Annotated in this window: 14 protein-coding genes and 1 pseudogene; 8 read left to right on the forward strand and 7 right to left on the reverse strand. The window is 60.5% G+C overall.

The features are described from left to right. The first annotated feature begins 409 nt into the window (after nucleotides 1-409). The 4 genes from moeB (at nucleotide 410) to ACFMO7_RS18105 (ending at nucleotide 3,521) form a co-directional block, all read left to right on the forward strand. Nucleotides 410-1,591: a molybdopterin-synthase adenylyltransferase MoeB gene (gene moeB / locus ACFMO7_RS18090; protein WP_376796891.1), complete on the forward strand. Its 1,182-nt coding sequence runs from the start codon at nucleotides 410-412 to the stop codon at nucleotides 1,589-1,591. A 281-nt stretch (nucleotides 1,592-1,872) separates the two neighbouring features. After that, complete coding sequence (locus ACFMO7_RS18095) at nucleotides 1,873-2,151, forward strand: MoaD/ThiS family protein (protein WP_376796892.1); 279 nt, start codon at nucleotides 1,873-1,875, stop codon at nucleotides 2,149-2,151. Between the two features lie 12 nt (nucleotides 2,152-2,163). Beyond that, nucleotides 2,164-3,099 carry a PLP-dependent cysteine synthase family protein gene (locus ACFMO7_RS18100; protein WP_376796893.1) on the forward strand — a complete coding sequence of 312 codons (936 nt, stop codon included), beginning with the start codon at nucleotides 2,164-2,166 and terminating at the stop codon, nucleotides 3,097-3,099. Beyond that, nucleotides 3,093-3,521 carry a Mov34/MPN/PAD-1 family protein gene (locus ACFMO7_RS18105; protein ID WP_376796894.1) on the forward strand — a complete coding sequence of 143 codons (429 nt, stop codon included), beginning with the start codon at nucleotides 3,093-3,095 and terminating at the stop codon, nucleotides 3,519-3,521. Before ACFMO7_RS18100 ends, ACFMO7_RS18105 begins: the two co-directional genes overlap by 7 nt. 93 nt (nucleotides 3,522-3,614) lie before the next feature. Here ACFMO7_RS18105 and ACFMO7_RS18110 read toward each other — a convergent pair whose 3' ends face one another. The 5 genes from ACFMO7_RS18110 to ACFMO7_RS18130 form a co-directional block, all read right to left on the reverse strand. After that, entirely contained in the window at nucleotides 3,615-4,280 is a 666-nt protein-coding gene (locus ACFMO7_RS18110) for a phosphoribosylanthranilate isomerase (protein WP_376796895.1), read from the reverse strand. Nucleotides 4,281-4,373: 93 nt separating this feature from the next. Next, the gene (locus ACFMO7_RS18115; protein ID WP_376796896.1) at nucleotides 4,374-5,009 is read right to left on the reverse strand and encodes a VIT family protein; all 636 of its coding nucleotides are present in this window, start codon (nucleotides 5,007-5,009) and stop codon (nucleotides 4,374-4,376) included. Between the two features lie 94 nt (nucleotides 5,010-5,103). After that, a complete protein-coding gene (locus tag ACFMO7_RS18120) occupies nucleotides 5,104-5,517 on the reverse strand; it encodes a Fur family transcriptional regulator (protein ID WP_376796897.1) in 414 nt (137 codons plus the stop codon). A 377-nt stretch (nucleotides 5,518-5,894) separates the two neighbouring features. Next, nucleotides 5,895-7,418, reverse strand: coding sequence for an MFS transporter (locus ACFMO7_RS18125; protein WP_376796898.1), 1,524 nt, complete (start codon nucleotides 7,416-7,418; stop codon nucleotides 5,895-5,897). A gap of 133 nt (nucleotides 7,419-7,551) precedes the next feature. Next, nucleotides 7,552-8,031 (reverse strand): MarR family winged helix-turn-helix transcriptional regulator, encoded by a 480-nt coding sequence (locus ACFMO7_RS18130; RefSeq protein WP_376796899.1) that lies wholly within the window; start codon nucleotides 8,029-8,031, stop codon nucleotides 7,552-7,554. A 184-nt stretch (nucleotides 8,032-8,215) separates the two neighbouring features. Here ACFMO7_RS18130 and ACFMO7_RS18135 point away from each other — a divergent pair, with 184 nt between their 5' ends. The 4 genes and pseudogenes from ACFMO7_RS18135 (at nucleotide 8,216) to ACFMO7_RS18150 (ending at nucleotide 12,175) form a co-directional block, all read left to right on the forward strand. Then, a complete protein-coding gene (locus ACFMO7_RS18135; protein WP_376796900.1) occupies nucleotides 8,216-9,451 on the forward strand; it encodes an NAD(P)/FAD-dependent oxidoreductase in 1,236 nt (411 codons plus the stop codon). Between the two features lie 134 nt (nucleotides 9,452-9,585). Beyond that, nucleotides 9,586-9,657 (forward strand): annotated as a pseudogene (locus tag ACFMO7_RS18140) (zinc-ribbon domain-containing protein); the annotation flags it as partial. Between the two features lie 288 nt (nucleotides 9,658-9,945). Next, on the forward strand, nucleotides 9,946-11,547 hold the full coding sequence (locus tag ACFMO7_RS18145; protein ID WP_376796903.1) for a hypothetical protein: 1,602 nt from the start codon (nucleotides 9,946-9,948) through the stop codon (nucleotides 11,545-11,547). A 280-nt stretch (nucleotides 11,548-11,827) separates the two neighbouring features. Continuing rightward, nucleotides 11,828-12,175: a hypothetical protein gene (locus tag ACFMO7_RS18150; protein WP_376796901.1), complete on the forward strand. Its 348-nt coding sequence runs from the start codon at nucleotides 11,828-11,830 to the stop codon at nucleotides 12,173-12,175. A 128-nt stretch (nucleotides 12,176-12,303) separates the two neighbouring features. Here the strand turns inward: ACFMO7_RS18150 and ACFMO7_RS18155 are convergent, their stop codons facing one another. Next, the gene (locus ACFMO7_RS18155; protein ID WP_052888327.1) at nucleotides 12,304-12,996 is read right to left on the reverse strand and encodes a response regulator transcription factor; all 693 of its coding nucleotides are present in this window, start codon (nucleotides 12,994-12,996) and stop codon (nucleotides 12,304-12,306) included. Continuing rightward, nucleotides 12,993-14,129, reverse strand: a complete 1,137-nt coding sequence (locus tag ACFMO7_RS18160; protein WP_376796902.1) for an ATP-binding protein — start codon at nucleotides 14,127-14,129, stop codon at nucleotides 12,993-12,995. The genes ACFMO7_RS18155 and ACFMO7_RS18160 overlap by 4 nt, the downstream gene beginning before the upstream one ends. Nucleotides 14,130-15,260 lie beyond the last annotated feature (1,131 nt).

A 15,260-nucleotide genomic window follows, 5' to 3' on the forward strand; every position in this document is an offset into this window, starting at 1 on the left:
TGCCTATGACGCCCGAGCGCGTCCTGCAGGCTCTCCAGCAGCAGAAGTAGACCTTCAATTGCTGTGCCCTGGCCGTTGAGAGCCTACTCCAGATCTCGGCAGCCAGAAAGGTGCCTCCCGTTCCCGCCCTTCCTGGATCAGACAGCCTCCAGTCCAGGAAGGGCCGGCCAGAGGGCAGTTGGCCTGTCCCTGTCTGCCCAGCCAGGCGCTGCTGACCGAGACTCATAATAAGAGGAATAAACGGCCCGGCTCTGGCGGTTCTTAACAGTAAGAAGAATGTCGTGAAAAGACTGACCCCTCCTCACCGATAAGCTCTTCCTTGACAGATCAAAAGAGCGCGTGATAGTCTGTCTTTAGCACGACGCGACAAACTCGATGAACATAGTCAACAATCGAAAGGTGTAGAGCGATGGGCGAAGCGTCCAGGGAAATCATGCGGCGCGCGCGCGAGCTGGTGCCGGAGTGGACGCCCGACCAGGTGCACGAAGCGCTCAAGCGCAAGAGAGAAGAAGGAGCGCAGGACCTGGTGCTGGTTGACGTGCGCGAGAAGCACGAATGGAGCGAGGGCTATATTCCCGGCGCGCTGCACGTGCCGCGAGGCTATCTAGAGCTTCAGATTGAGGAAGCGGTACCTGACAAGACCAGGCCGGTAGTGCTTTATTGTGCAGGTGGCGTGCGCTCGCTCATGGCGGGGGCTACCCTCAAGCAGATGGGCTATCAAAATGTCATCTCGATGGCGGGAGGCTTTGGTCAGTGGCGGGCCCGAGGCTATGAGGTGGCGCAGCCGCGCACGCTGGGGGAGGCCCAGCGCAAGCGCTACAGTCGTCATCTGCTCATCCCCGAAGTCGGTGAGGCGGGCCAGTTAAAGCTGCTCGATTCGCGGGTTCTCCTGCTGGGGGCGGGTGGTCTTGGCTCGCCGGCGGCTTATTATCTGGCGGCGGCGGGAGTCGGTACCATTGGCGTCATCGACTCGGATGTCGTCGATGAGAGCAATCTCCAGCGTCAGATCCTGCATAACGTCAGTCGTATTGGCAAGTACAAGGCGGAATCGGCGCGCGAGACCATCGAGGCTCTCAACCCTGACGTCAAGGTCATCACCTACGTCGACCGTCTCGATGAGACAAATGTCGCGCGCATTATCGCCGACTACGATGTCATCATCGATGGTACCGACAACTTCCCGACGCGCTATCTGCTCAACGATGCCTCAATCATTGCCAACAAGCCAGTGGTGCACGGGAGTGTTTTCCGCTTCGAAGGTCAGGTCACAGTCTTCAAGCCGCACGAAGGCCCGTGCTATCGCTGCCTCTATCCGGAGCCGCCTCCGGCAGCCCTGGCGCCCAGTTGCGCCGAGGCTGGTGTTCTTGGCGTCCTGCCCGGCGTGATCGGCCTGCTGCAGGCGGTCGAGACCATCAAGCTGCTCTTGGGCATTGGAGAGCCGTTGATTGGGCGGTTGCTGACCTACGACGCCCTCTCTGGGGAGTTTAATGAGCTGAAGCTCTACCGTGATCCGCAGTGCCCGGCCTGCGGCGAGAATGCCCATCCCGAGAATCTGCCGACCTACGCTGATGTCTGCGCCGTCTCGGCCTGACTCGCAGCTCACGGGTCGGAGCCGGAGCAGGCCGCCCGCCTGCGGCCTGGGCCTGATCAAGGCTGTCCGCTGGCTAGCGGCTCGAATGAAGGCCAGGCTTGTGGCCTTGCCATCCCATGACATGACAGGAACATGCCGCGGCAGGGGCGGCCGGCCCCTGCCGCGGCGAGGCGGACATCGTGCTCAGCCGCTTGCCCGGCAAGCGCTTCACGGGTAATAGCAGTAGCAGTAGTAGTCCAGTAGCGTAGCAGTATCGTCGGAAGAGGAGTAAGAAGAGAGCTATGGCAACAGTGCGTCTTGCCCCAGTACTGCGTGCATCGGCTGGGGGGGCCAAGCAGGTAAGCGCCCAGGGTAATACACTAGCCGAAGTCTTGGCGGACCTCTATCGGCAGTATCCTGCCCTGAAGGAGCAGATTCAGCCAGAGGAAGAGCTAAGCCGCTTTGTCAACGTCTACGTCAACGATCAGGACGTACGCTACCTCCAGGGCCTGCAGACAGCAGTCGGTCCCAATGACACCGTGATCCTGCTGCCCGCGATGGCTGGCGGAGGCCAGGAGTAAGGGAATGCCATCATGCGCTATAGCAGCATACTGGAGACCATTGGCCAGACGCCGCTGGTCGAGCTGAGGAGCTTCAGCCCACGACCGGGCGTGCAGATCTTTGCAAAGCTGGAAGGGGTCAATCCCTCTGGCAGCATTAAGGACCGCATCGCCAAGCGCATGATCGAGGAGGCCGAGGCCAGCGGCAAGCTGACCCCTGGCTCGATCTTGCTGGAGCCAACAAGCGGCAATACTGGCATCGCGCTGGCAATGATAGCGCGAGTCAAAGGGTACAAGTTCGTTGCGGTGATGCCCGATAACGTGACGCGCGAGCGTCGCCAGTTGCTGGAACTCTATGGCGCGGACATCATCTTCTCGGACGGAGCCCAGGGCAGCAATGGCGCCGTGCGCCTGGCGCAGGAGCTGGCGCGCAAAGATGAGCGCTACGTGATGCTCTATCAATACGGCAATGCGGCTAACCCTGACGCCCACTACTACGGCACCGCCGTCGAGATCATCAACGACCTTCCCGACCTTGATGTCTTTGTTGCTGGCCTGGGCACCGGCGGAACGCTCACGGGGAATGCCCGTCGCCTCAAGGAGTACAACCCGGCCATCCGCATTGTGGCTGCCGAACCAATGCAGGGCGACAGCGTCCAGGGCCTGCGCAGCCTGGAAGATGGCTTTGTCCCTCCCGTGCTCGATCTCTCTCTGCTCGACGCCCGGATCCTGGTCTCGGGCATCGACGCCATCCGACGCACGCGCCAGCTCAAGGACCAGGAGGGCATCTTCGCTGGTCCCTCCTGTGGCGCCGCCCTGCATGCGGCCCTGCGCGTCGCTTCCAGCATGGAGCGTGGAAAGATCGTGGTGATCCTCGCTGACGGCGGCTGGAAATATCTCAGTGAGGATCTCTGGACGCGCGACCTGAGCGCGCTGGAAGATGACCTGGAGAATAAACTCTTATGGTAGCAGAAGACTTTGTTGTAGCTATTCCGCGTACTATGTACGCCGAAATGGTGGCCCATGTCACCGCCGGCTATCCGAATGAAGCCTGCGGCCTCCTGGCGAGCAAGGATGGTCGGGTGGTGAAAAACTACCCGACCCCCAATGCCGCCGAGCATCCCGACGATTTCTCGGAGATCTCTCCCCAGGACCTGCTGCGTATCGCCAACGAGATCGATACCTACGACGGCGAGATGTTCGCCTACTATCATTCCCATCCGCGCAGTGAAGCTTACCCATCGGCGCGAGACATCGAGTGGGCCAGGCGCAATGGTCTCTACTACATTATCTTTTCGCTCCAATACCATCCCGAACCTCCCTATGCCCGTGTCTTCTCCATCAAGCCCGATGGGAGCGTCGTCGAAGGCAAACTAGAGCTGGTCGATTGACGAGCGTGCCAGTCTGGGCCGCTCTCCGGCTGGCTCGTGAGCGGCTCGGCCCGCTCGCTCAACGCGCACCCCGACCGACTGCTTCCTCCCCCGCTACAATCGCCCGAGCGCCCTAAAGAAGCGCTCCAGCTTCTGCGGATCAAGGCGGCCATCAGTGCGTACCGAGCTGCAGAGATCGAGGCCGAAAGGAGCAACCTCCTCGACGGCAGCCCGAGCATTCTCGGCGCTGAGGCCGCCCGCCAAAAAGATGGGAATAGAGACCGCCTCGCGGATGCGCCGACTAATCGTCCAGTCGTGCACCTGGCCGGTGCCACCCAGGATCTTGACTGGCAAATCAGGCCGACCCGAATCGAGCAGCAGGGCATCCACAAACGGAGCAACCTCCAGAGCCTCCTCCAGCGCCTCCGGGCCACGCACATGGATCACCTGCACCAGAGCAATACCTGGCAGCGCCTCGCGTAGGCGCTGATGGCTCCCTGGCGGGAGACGATCAACAAGCTGCAGCGTATTGGTGCGGCAACGGCGCTGCTGCTCGATAATGGCCTCCGCATCCTGCAGGCTGGTTAACAGGAAGGAAGCGATCGGAGGGGGGATACTCTTAGCGATCTCGACAATCAGTTCCTCAGAAATGACCCCTGGACCGCTAGGCATCTGCGAGACCAATCCCAGGGCATCAGCGCCGTAACTGATCGCCAGCCGCGCCTCCTCTTTACTGCTAATACAACAAATCTTTATCCTTGGCCGCAAAATGGCTTCCACTATAGATGCTCCTTTTTTATTTTTTTACACAAGTTCTCCTGATAGGAAGAGTGTTCGACAGCTGGCAGCGCCTGGCCTGAGGGATTGGCGGGATCAGGCATTACCGAAGAAGAGCGCCGCCAGAAAAACCAGGATACCGCTGCCGATCACCTGGACGATCGAGACGAGCCATTTTGTCCCGAAGTAGCGATGGCGAATAGCGGCAATAGCCAGCAGCTCGGCAGCCACCACCAGGTAAGCGGTAACCAGAGCTAGCTGCAGGTGAGTGATCAAGAAAGGCAGCGTGTGGAGCGAGCCACCCACGAAGGTCATCAGGCCCGTAATAGCTCCGCGGATGATAGGGCTGCCGCGCCCAGTCAGCACGCCATCGTCCGAGAGGGCCTCCGAGAAGGCCATACTGATCCCGGCCCCGGTAGCTGCGGCCAGACCAACCAGGAAGGCCGTGAAAGGTCGGTGGGTCGCAAAGGCTGTCGCAAAGATGGGGGCCAGGGTCGAAACCGAGCCGTCCATCAGCCCGGCCAGACCGGGCTGGACCACGCGCAGCAGGAAATGGCGCGAATCCGTGTTATTGCTGGCGACCCCTCGTAGAATCTCCGCCAGCTCAATCTTGACCCGTTCTAACTCCGAGGGGTGCTGCTTGATAACCTCTTCCATTTCTGTTGACCGGTTGTCCGGCGTGGTTGTCGCCGCGCCGGCTTGTCGCATCTCAATCTCCGGGTTTTGTGGCATAAAAAGGCTCCCTACCATGCCTGTGATGAACGTAGCTGCTTCTCCTGCCGGAGCCAGCCAGCGATCACAAAGCCAGGCGAATCTACTGATCCGCTCAGCTTTCTGCTGCTTCGGTCTGCAGCCGCCGACGGCAGGCGGAGCACAGACCATAGAGCCGCACCTCATGCGAATGCAGCTCTATCCCAACGGTCTGCGCCGCCGAACGCAGCGCCTCCTCCGAAAGACGGACCTCGGCAGGCAGATCAAGAAGAGCACCGCAAGCTGTGCAGATCGCGTGGTCGTGGCGCTCAGTGTGCCCGTCATAACGGCAGGCCTCATCGCTGCGCCCCAACTCACGGATCAGCCCTTGCTGTGCCAGGCTGTGCAGAATACGGTACACGCTGGCCACCCCGATGCGGGGACGCACCTTGCGCACAGCCTCATAGACTTCCAGGGCGGTCGGGTGATTGTGGCTATTGCGCACAACCTCCAGCACTGCCTGGGCGTTGGCATTCAGCGTCTCTTTCATTGATTCCCGATGCTTCTCTGCAACCCTGCCGGACTATTAGGGTTACCTAATAATGATAATCATTATCAATTTGGCTATCTGTATTGTACGCCCGTGTCAGGGGCTTTGTCAAGAGAGGGAGTCAAGCAAGGAAAGCGCAGCCGAGCGGGTTGGGAATGGAGAGAGGCGCAAGCCAGACGAGAAGGAAGCTGCCTGAGCAACTGGTGGGGGCCTGTCTCTCCCTCCCTCCCTGGCGTGGGTTATCCTCGATGGCGCTCGCCGCTGGTGAGCCAGTGACTTGCGAGGCCATCGAGCAGACGTCCAGGGGGAGAAGGGAAAGCAGGCCTCCTGGACCAGCAGCCATCAGTCTCTGCTCTGAGCGATCGAAAGGTGCATCTTTAGCGATGTGAAGGGCGGAGAGCTGCCACCAGCATGGCTGCCAGGCTCAGAGCAAAGGAAACCAGAAAGGCCGCGTGCAGGCCGTGCATAAAGGTTGCCAGAGCCGAAGGGAACTGTCCCATGCCACCGCCGTAGATGAAGACCTGCATAACAGCCCCCATCGGTACCCCCTTGAGGGCCAGCGGAAAGACAATAGCGATGCTGAGCATCTGGCCAGTATTATTGAGCATGCCCAGCAGGCCGGCCGCAGCGCCGCGCTGATGAGCTGGCACCGAACTCATAATTGCGTTCGTATTGGGTGAGACGAAGAAGCCGGAGCCGCCGCCCATCAGGGCCATATAGAGCGAGAGCAGCCAGAAGGGCGTGGAGGGCGTAATCGTCGTCAGGCCCAACAGGCCCAGGGCCGAGACGGCCAGACCGATGGGGGTCAAGATGCGAGACCCGATATGGTCTGAAAGACGGCCACTGAGCGGACCGATGATCATAAAGGCGGCCCCGAAGGGAGCAAGCATCAGCCCGGCGGTCAGAGGATCCTTCCCATAGGGTCCCTGCAGGAAGAAGATCAACAGGAAGAGCACCGCCCCGCGCGCGATTCCATTCAGCAGGCCGCTCAAGCTGGCCATCGCAAAGAGCCGCTCACGGAAAAGCTGCAGCTGCACAATAGGGGCCTGAACGCGAGGCTCCAACAGGGCAAAGACCAGCAAGCTCACCAGGCCCATCACCAGTATAGCCAGCGTTGCTGACTCGCCCAGCAAGGGAAAAGCCACCATTGTCAGCGCCAGCAAGGTACCGAAGAGGCCTAGGGCCAGAGTCAAGCCGCCGGCCCAATCGATGGGCGTCTGCCTGGCCGGGCGCACTGGCTCGCGCAAGCGCCAGATCCCCCAGAGCGTACCGAAGGTCGCCAGAGGCACATTAAAAAGGAACACCCAGCGCCAGGACCACTCGGTCAGCAGGCCGCCGATGATCGGCCCAATCAAGAAGCCTGCCGCTCCGGCGATCTGATTGATGCCCAGGCCCAAGCCGACCTCACCCTTGCGAAATGCATCGGTCACAATAGCCGTGCTATTGGTCATCAGCAAAGCGGCTCCGACACCCTGGATCAGGCGCCCGGCCACCAGATCGGCGCCATGAAAGGCAGGCTGAGCCAGGCCAGCCACCAGGGAGCCGATGGCGAAGAGCAGGAAGCCACTATTATAGAGGCGCTTGCGGCCCCAAATATCGGCCAGGCGACCGACGATAGGCGTCAGAACGGTCAGCACCAGCAAATACCCCATCAACGTCCACATAATCGTAAAGAACGACGCCTGTAGCTCCACCAGAATCGCCGGCAGAGCGATCAAGAGAGCCGAGCCTTGGATAGAGGCCAGGAGAGCGCCCACTGTTGTCACCGAGAGGGCCGTCCAGCGATAGCCATTGTCCCTATCTGTGGTGGGCTGAAGCTCGGCGCTGGCGGCAGCCTGCTCATGGGTGTAGGGCGTCTCCGGCGTCAACGGCGTCGCAGAGGACTCCGAAGAAGCGTGCATAATAAAACCTTTCTTCTCTCCTTTTCCGATTAATACCTGATGTGGACAATAAAAAGGAGGGGAAACCGCTTGCAGAAAGCAAAGGCCGCAGAAAGAAAGAGGAGCGAGTGGGATGCCTTCGGTGGCGCCCTCATCAGCCCTCGATGAGGCGGCGCAGGGCGGGAAGCGCAGCGACAAGATGCTCGCGCTCGCTCTCGCTCAGGCGGGCCAGGCGGCGCTCCAGCGAGGCCTGGCGTCCGCGGTCATAGAGCTGAACCAGGCGTTGGGCGCGCGCCGTTGGCTTCACCCAGACGGTGCGCCAATCGGCCTCATCGCGACTCCGTTCGAGATAGCCTTGGGCCTGCAGACGTTTCACCATCGCCGTTACCGTCGAGGGGGTCACCCCAAGCTGGCGGGCCAGCTCCTGCATCATACAGCACTTTCGCTCAAGCAAGATGCGCAGCAAGCTCAGCTGGCCGCTAGTGGTACGGATCTCCGACAGATCCTCGCGATCAGGTTCGGCCAGGGCCTCGGAATTGAGCGCGTCCGCGTGCATCTGGCGCAGCACCTTGGGAACGATGTCCAGCAGCTCCATTGCCAGCGCTGCGCTATCATCCAGCGAATCCGGTCGCATGGTCGCTCCTTACTCACTTTGACAATCTAATTATATGATAGGCAAACTAGCGAGGCAAGTAAAGGGAAGAGGGCCGTCGCAGTGGCGCTAACGGCAGAGTCCAGTAGCAATTTTGCCTGAACTATGCTAGAATCGCCCATGATACGGAGACCAGGAAAACCATCGCAGGCAAGGAGAACGGCATTTGGCAACGCACGACAAACGGTACGTTATCATTGGGAATGGGATCGCCGGCACCACAGCCGCCGAGACCCTGCGCAAGCTTGATCCAAACTGCAGCATTCACCTCATTACGAACGAGCCCTACCCTCTCTATAACCGTGTTTCATTGCCGCGTTTCCTGCAGGGAGTACTGCCCGAGCAAAAGGTAATGATCCGTGATTTTGCCTGGCATGAGCAGCGCCAGATCTGTCTGCTGACCGAGACCCTGGTCACCGAGGTCAACACAGACGAGCGCGTGGTTGTGACTGAGCGCGGGCAGCATTTCCCCTACGATGCGCTTCTGATTGCCAGCGGGGGCTGGGCCAAGCCGCTGCAGGTGCCGGGGGCAGCCGGCACGAAGCACATCTACAACTTTGTCACCCTGGATGACACGAAGACTATTATAGCGCGCATCCTCGAATCGCGCACCGCCCTGGCCTACGGTGGCAGCTTCATCTCCTACGAACTCTGCGACGGATTCGCCATGCGCAAGCTTGAGACCACCTGGCTCATGCGTGGTCCCTACTGGCTGCGCAGCTGTCTGGATCCCGAGGGGGGCGAAATCGTCGACGCGATCGCCAGGCGTTTTGGCGTCAACGTCATCCACGGTGACGAAATCAGCGAGGTTGTTGCGCGCGACGGGGTACCAGCCTACGTCAGGACCAGGCAGGGGCGTGAGATCCAGGCCGACATCATCGGCGTGGGTCTTGGCATCACGCTCAACACCTCCTTTCTCAAGGGCACGTCCGTCGAGGTTCACACGGGGGTTGTTGTGAATGAGTATCTGGAGACGAACGTGCCGCACGTCTATGCTGCTGGCGACGTTGCCGAGTTTTACGATCCGACGATAGGCCGTCACCATACGATGGGGACCTGGGACAATGCTCTGGCGCATGGGCGTATTGCTGGGGTCAACATGGCTGGAGGCCATCAGCCATACGTCGATGTTCCCACCTATACAAGTCCGCTCTTCGATGTCAACATCGCTGTCATTGGCACTGCCGAATCCAACAATCCGGAGCTGGAAAGCGTCTCGCTGCGCGAGCCGGGCGAAAAGGGCCATGAGAACTATCGCAAGCTCTTCCTGCGTGACAACAAGCTCGTTGGTGCCGTCATGATCGGTAGTCCCAAAGGACGCAAAAAGCTGGTTGAGCTGGTCAAGAACCAACAGGTGCTGGCCAGTCCTGGCGAGCGTGAGGCTGTCCTGACCTTGAAATAGCGCTCCTTTTGGGCTATCGCGCTTGACGAAACAAGGCTGGTAGGGTACCGTAGGTACCATCAAGTACCGTCAGACTCGCCAACTCGGGCAGGTCGTGATGATGCGCCGGAGCGAGCCGATGCAGGAGGGAGTTTGTGGCCGTTTTCTGTCCGCATTGTGGCAAAGCCTTGCCTAGGGAAAATGCACGCTTCTGCAATAACTGTGGCAGATTTCTGCCTGCCGCGAAGCACTCTACTCCTTCCACTTCCGCGAGCGGAGAGTTGTCTTCCGAGGAGCGCTGGGCGGCCCAAGAGCCAGGTGGCCGGGCGTCAGCTCCCGAGAAGGGTCGTACTCCACCCCCCTGGCTGGATCAGCTAGATCGGGAGGTGGCCAGTCGCCGCTGGCGGGCCCCGCACAGTGGCTCGCTCGAGCGCCTCTCCGACCTGCCTGGAGAATCTGGGGAGCCTATGCCCTCCGCCTCTTCTCCTGGTGGCAATAAGGAGCCTGATAAGGGTTTGTCCTCTCTTCCGGCCTCCAGGCAAGCGGATGCCCCGTCCTTTCCCTCGCCCCGGCCCGCCTCGCCGGCTGGTGAAGAGGGTGACTCGGCGGCTACCGAGGACCAGTCAGAGACGGCGGCGGTGGCGGAGGCCTGGCGTCGGGCCTGGCTGGCTGATGCTCCGACTTCGGCGGTGCCTGCGGCCTCTTCCGGAACGGCTGCAACCGGAGGATCGGACCCGTTGCTCGCTACCTCCTCTCCTGAAGGGGAGGCCCGTGCGGGCCGTGCGCTTGCTCCTCGTGAGTTCCATGTGCGTGTCTGGGAGGAGAATGAAACCCTGATTATGCCTCAGCCGGAGACGGGCGGGGCTCGTGAGGCAGAGTCTCAGCCGTTGCCAGCCAAAGTCCCACTGGAAGATTGGTCCCAGATCGCCGACGCCTCAGCCCCTCTTTCCTTTGAAGACATGCCCACCCAGGAGCATCCCGCCGAGATCGGACCGTCCAGGTGGAGAGCAGGGTCGCCCCTGGCAGAGATGAGCGAGCACCTCGACGAGCGGCCCGCTCAAGGGCAGCAGGCTCTCGACGACCTTCCAACGATGCCGCTCAAAGCCAGCCCTGGCCCGGAGCTGGTCATCGAACGCGCTTCGACGCCGCGTCCGCCCCGCTGGCCGGAAGGTGGGCCGAATGGGGAGCGGAAGATCAGCTTTCCAGGACCGGCGAAGTCGCCTGTTGGGGCGGGAGGCATCGAGGAGTTGGACACCATCCGCTTGGCGGCTCAGCTTCCTGTTGCGGAGCCTGGGACCGCTGCGAGACCTGCTCAGCCGCTCACGCCGCCCCCGGCTTCCGTTGTCACGCCATCTAGCTGGTCGCCTTCCCCTTTGCCGGAAGTGCAAGAGGCCCCTCTCTTCGGCGCTCCCAGGGTGGGAGCTGGGGCCAGTGCGGGCGAGCCGGCCCGCCACCTGGCCTCGTCCTCCGCCCGACGGTGGGAAGCGGAGGAGACGGCGGCCTTGCCCCAGGTAGAGAAGCCCGGCTCATCAGCGGCGGCCCGCTCCCCCGCGTCGGGAGCAGAGGCTTCCCGGCGGCGTAAGCGACCGCTGGCCGTGGTAGCCCTGGTCCTGGCTGTGTTGCTCATCAGCGGCGGCCTGACGGCCTGGGTCTTTGTCTACCAGCCGTTCAGTGTGCCCCTCATCACCCAGCCTCAGCAGTCGTTTAGCGATCAGCGCCTGGGCCTGGCGCTCTCCTACCCCCGGGGGTGGAGCTATCAGCTGGACTATCAGCAGGGGAAGGTCACCTTTAGCGATAGCACACACACGGGGCAGATGATCGTGCTCGTGGCACCGGCTGGCGATCAGGATCTGGCCCACTATCTCCAGAAAGAGGCCAGCCAGCAGGGCTTGACCGCAGCCAAATCAGAGCAAGCCCTCGCCTTCGGAGGTGTCAGCTGGCAGCAGGTGCGCGGAACAGTGACCATGGCCGGCGCCAGCTATACAGAGGTTATCCTGGCCACAAGCCGAGCAGGTCGTCTCTACACTTTTATACAGCTTGCTTATCAAAAGATCTACACAGATGAAGAGAAGCAAGTCTTTGCGCCGGCTCGAGCCTCCTTCCGCTTTCTGAGCTGAGCGTGAGCCGGAGCGAGGGACGAAACTGGGGAGAAGGCCTTTGCGTGGAAGAAGTGATCTCTCTATCCCCTATTGCGACGGAACTATGTTATAATGTGCGCGATATCCCGTGCAGGTCCATCCTTTCGGAGGGATAGGCTTACACGGGAGCAAGGGATAGCTATGGCGTGACTACTAGCTCCCCATGCTTCACGATCGACGGACAGTGTGGCGTAGATCTGGTGATCAGAAAGGAGGGCGTGGCGGTGAAGCCCAGCCGCCGCGCAGACCTGGCAGGCTTATGGAAGACATTCGCTTCGAACGACACTTCCGCACACCCTACTCAGAAGGCTATTACATCATGCAGGGTAATAGCCTGCAGAACAGCACGCGCCTCGGTACCATCGACATCCATTTCACCACAACGGCAGTGCACGGTACCTTGATCCTTGAACGCGAGCTGGAGGAGGCTGAGCTGACCAAACTGATCGAACAGATCGACGAGGACCTGGTCCTTTCTGCGGACATGCCGCGCGACGACTTTCTGGTAAGTGTCTACGTTGGCAGAGATGTCGGCTTCTACAGCGACGAGTATTTCGCCGAGGGAGGCGAGCGAGGAGCCGACCTCAGCGATGAGGATGAGGTTTAATGAAGGTAGCTATGCCCTGCTGTGCTCTCATCCTCGCCGCCGTCAACGGGGGAAGACTTGCTGAGAGGCCGAGATCGACGGAAAGGGGCCTCGCTGGGCGAGCCGGGTTGACCTGACGCGCCGCGCAGCTAGTCTTCCAGCAGGCCGCGCCGCATCGCGTACTTCACCAGCTCGGCGCGGCTATGGAGATTCAACTTGTCCATGATATGGGTGCGGTGCGTGTCGACCGTTTTGGGGCTGATGACCAGCCGTTCGGCGATCTTGGTATTGGTGTAGCCCTCTGCCACCAGCTTCAGAATCTCCCGCTCTCGCTCAGTGAGGCTCTCATAGCTATCCTTTTCCTCACCGGCGCGCACACGCTGGAGATAGTCGCCCACCATGACCGACTGAGCCACCGGCGACAGGTAGACCTGGCCGTTCTGGATGACGTGCAGCGCTGAGATCAGGTCGGTATCGGCGGCCTCCTTGAGCATATAACCCGAGGCTCCCGCCCGCAGGGCCTGGAAGATATACTCATCGTTCTCGTGCATCGTCAAGATGAGGACCTTGGTCTCGGGAACCTGCTTTTTGATCTGTCGTGTGGCCTCGATGCCACTCATGTCGGGCATGGTGATATCCATGAGCACGATATCGGGTTGGAGGCGGAGCGCTTCCTGGAGAGCCTGGCGGCCATCCTGCGCTTCGCCAACCACCTCCATATCGGGCTGAGCGTTGAGCATCATTTTCAGGCCGGCGCGCAGGATCGTGTGATCGTCGGCCAGGAGAATGCGGATCTTCTGCACGGCTTTCGTCGTCTCGGCTGTACTCGTCGTTGTAGTCATACCTTCACCGGACCTCCACGCGGTTGCGTCTCCGAAGGTGTCAGCTCGGCGTAAGAGACGGACTCAGCATCGTTGTGGCGCAGGGGCAACCGTACCTCGATCGTGGTCCCCTCGCCAGGGCGCGACTTGATCTCCAGGGTACCATCAAGGAGCACGGCGCGCTCCTGCATCCCCGCCAGGCCCAGGCCACGCTCCTGACCGGGCGTCTTCATCAGAGCCTCCACATCGAAGCCGCAGCCGTTATCACGGATCGTGGCGTAGACAGCCCCATCCTCTTCCCGCAGAACAATGGAGACCTTCGTCGCGTTAGCATGACGGGCTGTGTTGGTCAGTGCCTCCTGGACGATGCGGTAAAGGACGGTCTCCATCTCAGCGGGAAGCCTTCCCTTGAAACCTGTGGCTGAGAACTCCACCTCGATGGAGCACTTCTGTTGATATTCTTTAATATACCAGCGCAAGGCCGGCAAGAGGCCCAGGTCATCCAGAGCGCTGGGGCGCAGATCGATGCTCAGGTTACGAATAGCCCGCAAGGTTTGATGAGCCAGATTACGGGTATCGGCGATGCGCTCGCGGGCCTCGGGGCTGGTCACCGACTTCTCCAGAATGGCCAGGCTGATCAGCAGCGAGGTGAGCATCTGGCTCGTCTCGTCGTGCAGCTCTCGAGCGATCCGCTTGCGCTCCTGCTCCTGAGCATTGATAATCTGGGTAGAACGCAGGCGCGAAGCCTCATCGATGGCCTCGAGCATCATATTGAAAGTAGCGGCGAGCTGGTCGGCCTGGGGATCAAGCCCTGTCAGAGGGGCACGCAGCGAGCGTTCACCTTTTTGGACGCGGCTCATAACCTTGCCCAGGTCTATCAGGGGCCGAAAAGCGATCTGCAGCACCAGGAAATTCAGGGCCACGCTCACCAGCCAACCCACAGTAATAAAAATGATCAACGAGGTGGGAGTGGCCAGCCCTTGGTGGCTATCGTTCAGATGGGAGGCCAGCCAGGTACCGCCAGTGGCGCCAACAAAGATAATCAGGCTATTGGCGATCAGAACTTTATAGAAGATAGGCAGGCTAAGCAGGGGTCTCAGTAGGCGAGGCCAGCTTTGTACTCCCGAGCCGGCCAGTGTAATCTTGCGCTCCATAGCTCTCGAACCTCTCTACGCTTGGCGGAGAAGAGCCTCCCTCTTCCTTCTTAATTGTAGCGTTGGGGGGCGTGCCTGTCAAACCAACACAGACAAAGCAGCAACCACCGGTCCCTTTCCTGGTGCTACCGGCAATAATAATAAAATATTGCCATGGTGTATTGATTATACTCTTAATAGTACGTGAGCGAAGAGAGGGCCGCTGTAGCGTCTGAGGAGGTCTGAGCAGCAGACCGTGCTGCTCAGAGGGGCCTGTCTGGAGAGCGCCCTGGCAGAGCAGCAGAGAGCAAGCGCCAGGGACAGGGCAGAATCAGGTATTTACCTGATGTTCCTCTCGGGTTCCCATGCTATAATCTTTCGGACAGCCGAGAACCTCCGTGCTGGCTTTCTCCCCACAAGAGAGGCGTTAGTCGACAGAACGGGCACAGCCTTCCCTAGAGAAGAGGCGGAGCAGGGGGGGACTGGCCAGGGAGGCTGGAAGAAACGAGACGGGCTGTGCGGCCTCTGGATAGGAATCGGGAGATGCCTGAGCGAGCTGCCGACGGGCAAAATCAGGTGAACACCTGATGCTCTCCTCCGGAGAAGTCTGTAATCTAACAATGAGAGGCAGAGAAAGAGCGAGCTGCTTCTTGGAGAGCGGTGTGGCCGGAGTCAGAGGCGGGCGGCACAGAGCGTGGCTGGAGGAGGGGGAAAAAACAAGCCAGGGCCTGTCGCTCACTCGGACCTTACCCGTCTGGCGCGGGTGTGGCCTCTTCCTTATATGGATGTGGGGAGGAGGAGGGCCAGCCTGCCAGCCAGCCAGAGGCTCTCTTAGGGAAGGGTACTCAGGAAGAGAGGCGGTGTGGTATAATCTGCCACGCAGCTGAGCGCCCATCTCCCGTCTCGTTGCTGCTGTCAAGCCCCAACCAAAGGCATTGCTGGAAGGAAGCAGGCAAGGAACGAACCTATGAGCGGGAGCTCAGATGGTCGTCACGCTCGCTGAGGGATGAGAACAGGAGGAACTGTGTGTGAGTTCACTACCTGAAAAGAAGAGCTTGCTCGACATCATCACGCAGAAGATAGTGACGAGCCAGCTCTGGCGATCGATATTCCGCCACGGCTATCCGGACACCCCACTCAACCAGTCGCTGG

The organism is Thermogemmatispora sp. (assembly GCF_042408735.1).
Taxonomy (GTDB): domain Bacteria; phylum Chloroflexota; class Ktedonobacteria; order Ktedonobacterales; family Ktedonobacteraceae; genus Thermogemmatispora.

What these genes read in the sequence shown, in the direction of transcription:
- ACFMO7_RS18150 (WP_376796901.1), top strand. Translation starts at nt 11,828, where the DNA reads ATGGAAGACATTCGCTTCGAACGACACTTCCGCACACCCTACTCAGAA.
- ACFMO7_RS18120 (WP_376796897.1), bottom strand. Translation starts at nt 5,517, where the DNA reads ATGAAAGAGACGCTGAATGCCAACGCCCAGGCAGTGCTGGAGGTTGTG.
- ACFMO7_RS18115 (WP_376796896.1), bottom strand. Translation starts at nt 5,009, where the DNA reads ATGCCACAAAACCCGGAGATTGAGATGCGACAAGCCGGCGCGGCGACA.
- ACFMO7_RS18095 (WP_376796892.1), top strand. Translation starts at nt 1,873, where the DNA reads ATGGCAACAGTGCGTCTTGCCCCAGTACTGCGTGCATCGGCTGGGGGG.
- moeB (WP_376796891.1), top strand. Translation starts at nt 410, where the DNA reads ATGGGCGAAGCGTCCAGGGAAATCATGCGGCGCGCGCGCGAGCTGGTG.
- ACFMO7_RS18105 (WP_376796894.1), top strand. Translation starts at nt 3,093, where the DNA reads ATGGTAGCAGAAGACTTTGTTGTAGCTATTCCGCGTACTATGTACGCC.
- ACFMO7_RS18100 (WP_376796893.1), top strand. Translation starts at nt 2,164, where the DNA reads ATGCGCTATAGCAGCATACTGGAGACCATTGGCCAGACGCCGCTGGTC.
- ACFMO7_RS18155 (WP_052888327.1), bottom strand. Translation starts at nt 12,996, where the DNA reads ATGACTACAACGACGAGTACAGCCGAGACGACGAAAGCCGTGCAGAAG.
- ACFMO7_RS18125 (WP_376796898.1), bottom strand. Translation starts at nt 7,418, where the DNA reads ATGCACGCTTCTTCGGAGTCCTCTGCGACGCCGTTGACGCCGGAGACG.
- ACFMO7_RS18130 (WP_376796899.1), bottom strand. Translation starts at nt 8,031, where the DNA reads ATGCGACCGGATTCGCTGGATGATAGCGCAGCGCTGGCAATGGAGCTG.
- ACFMO7_RS18160 (WP_376796902.1), bottom strand. Translation starts at nt 14,129, where the DNA reads ATGGAGCGCAAGATTACACTGGCCGGCTCGGGAGTACAAAGCTGGCCT.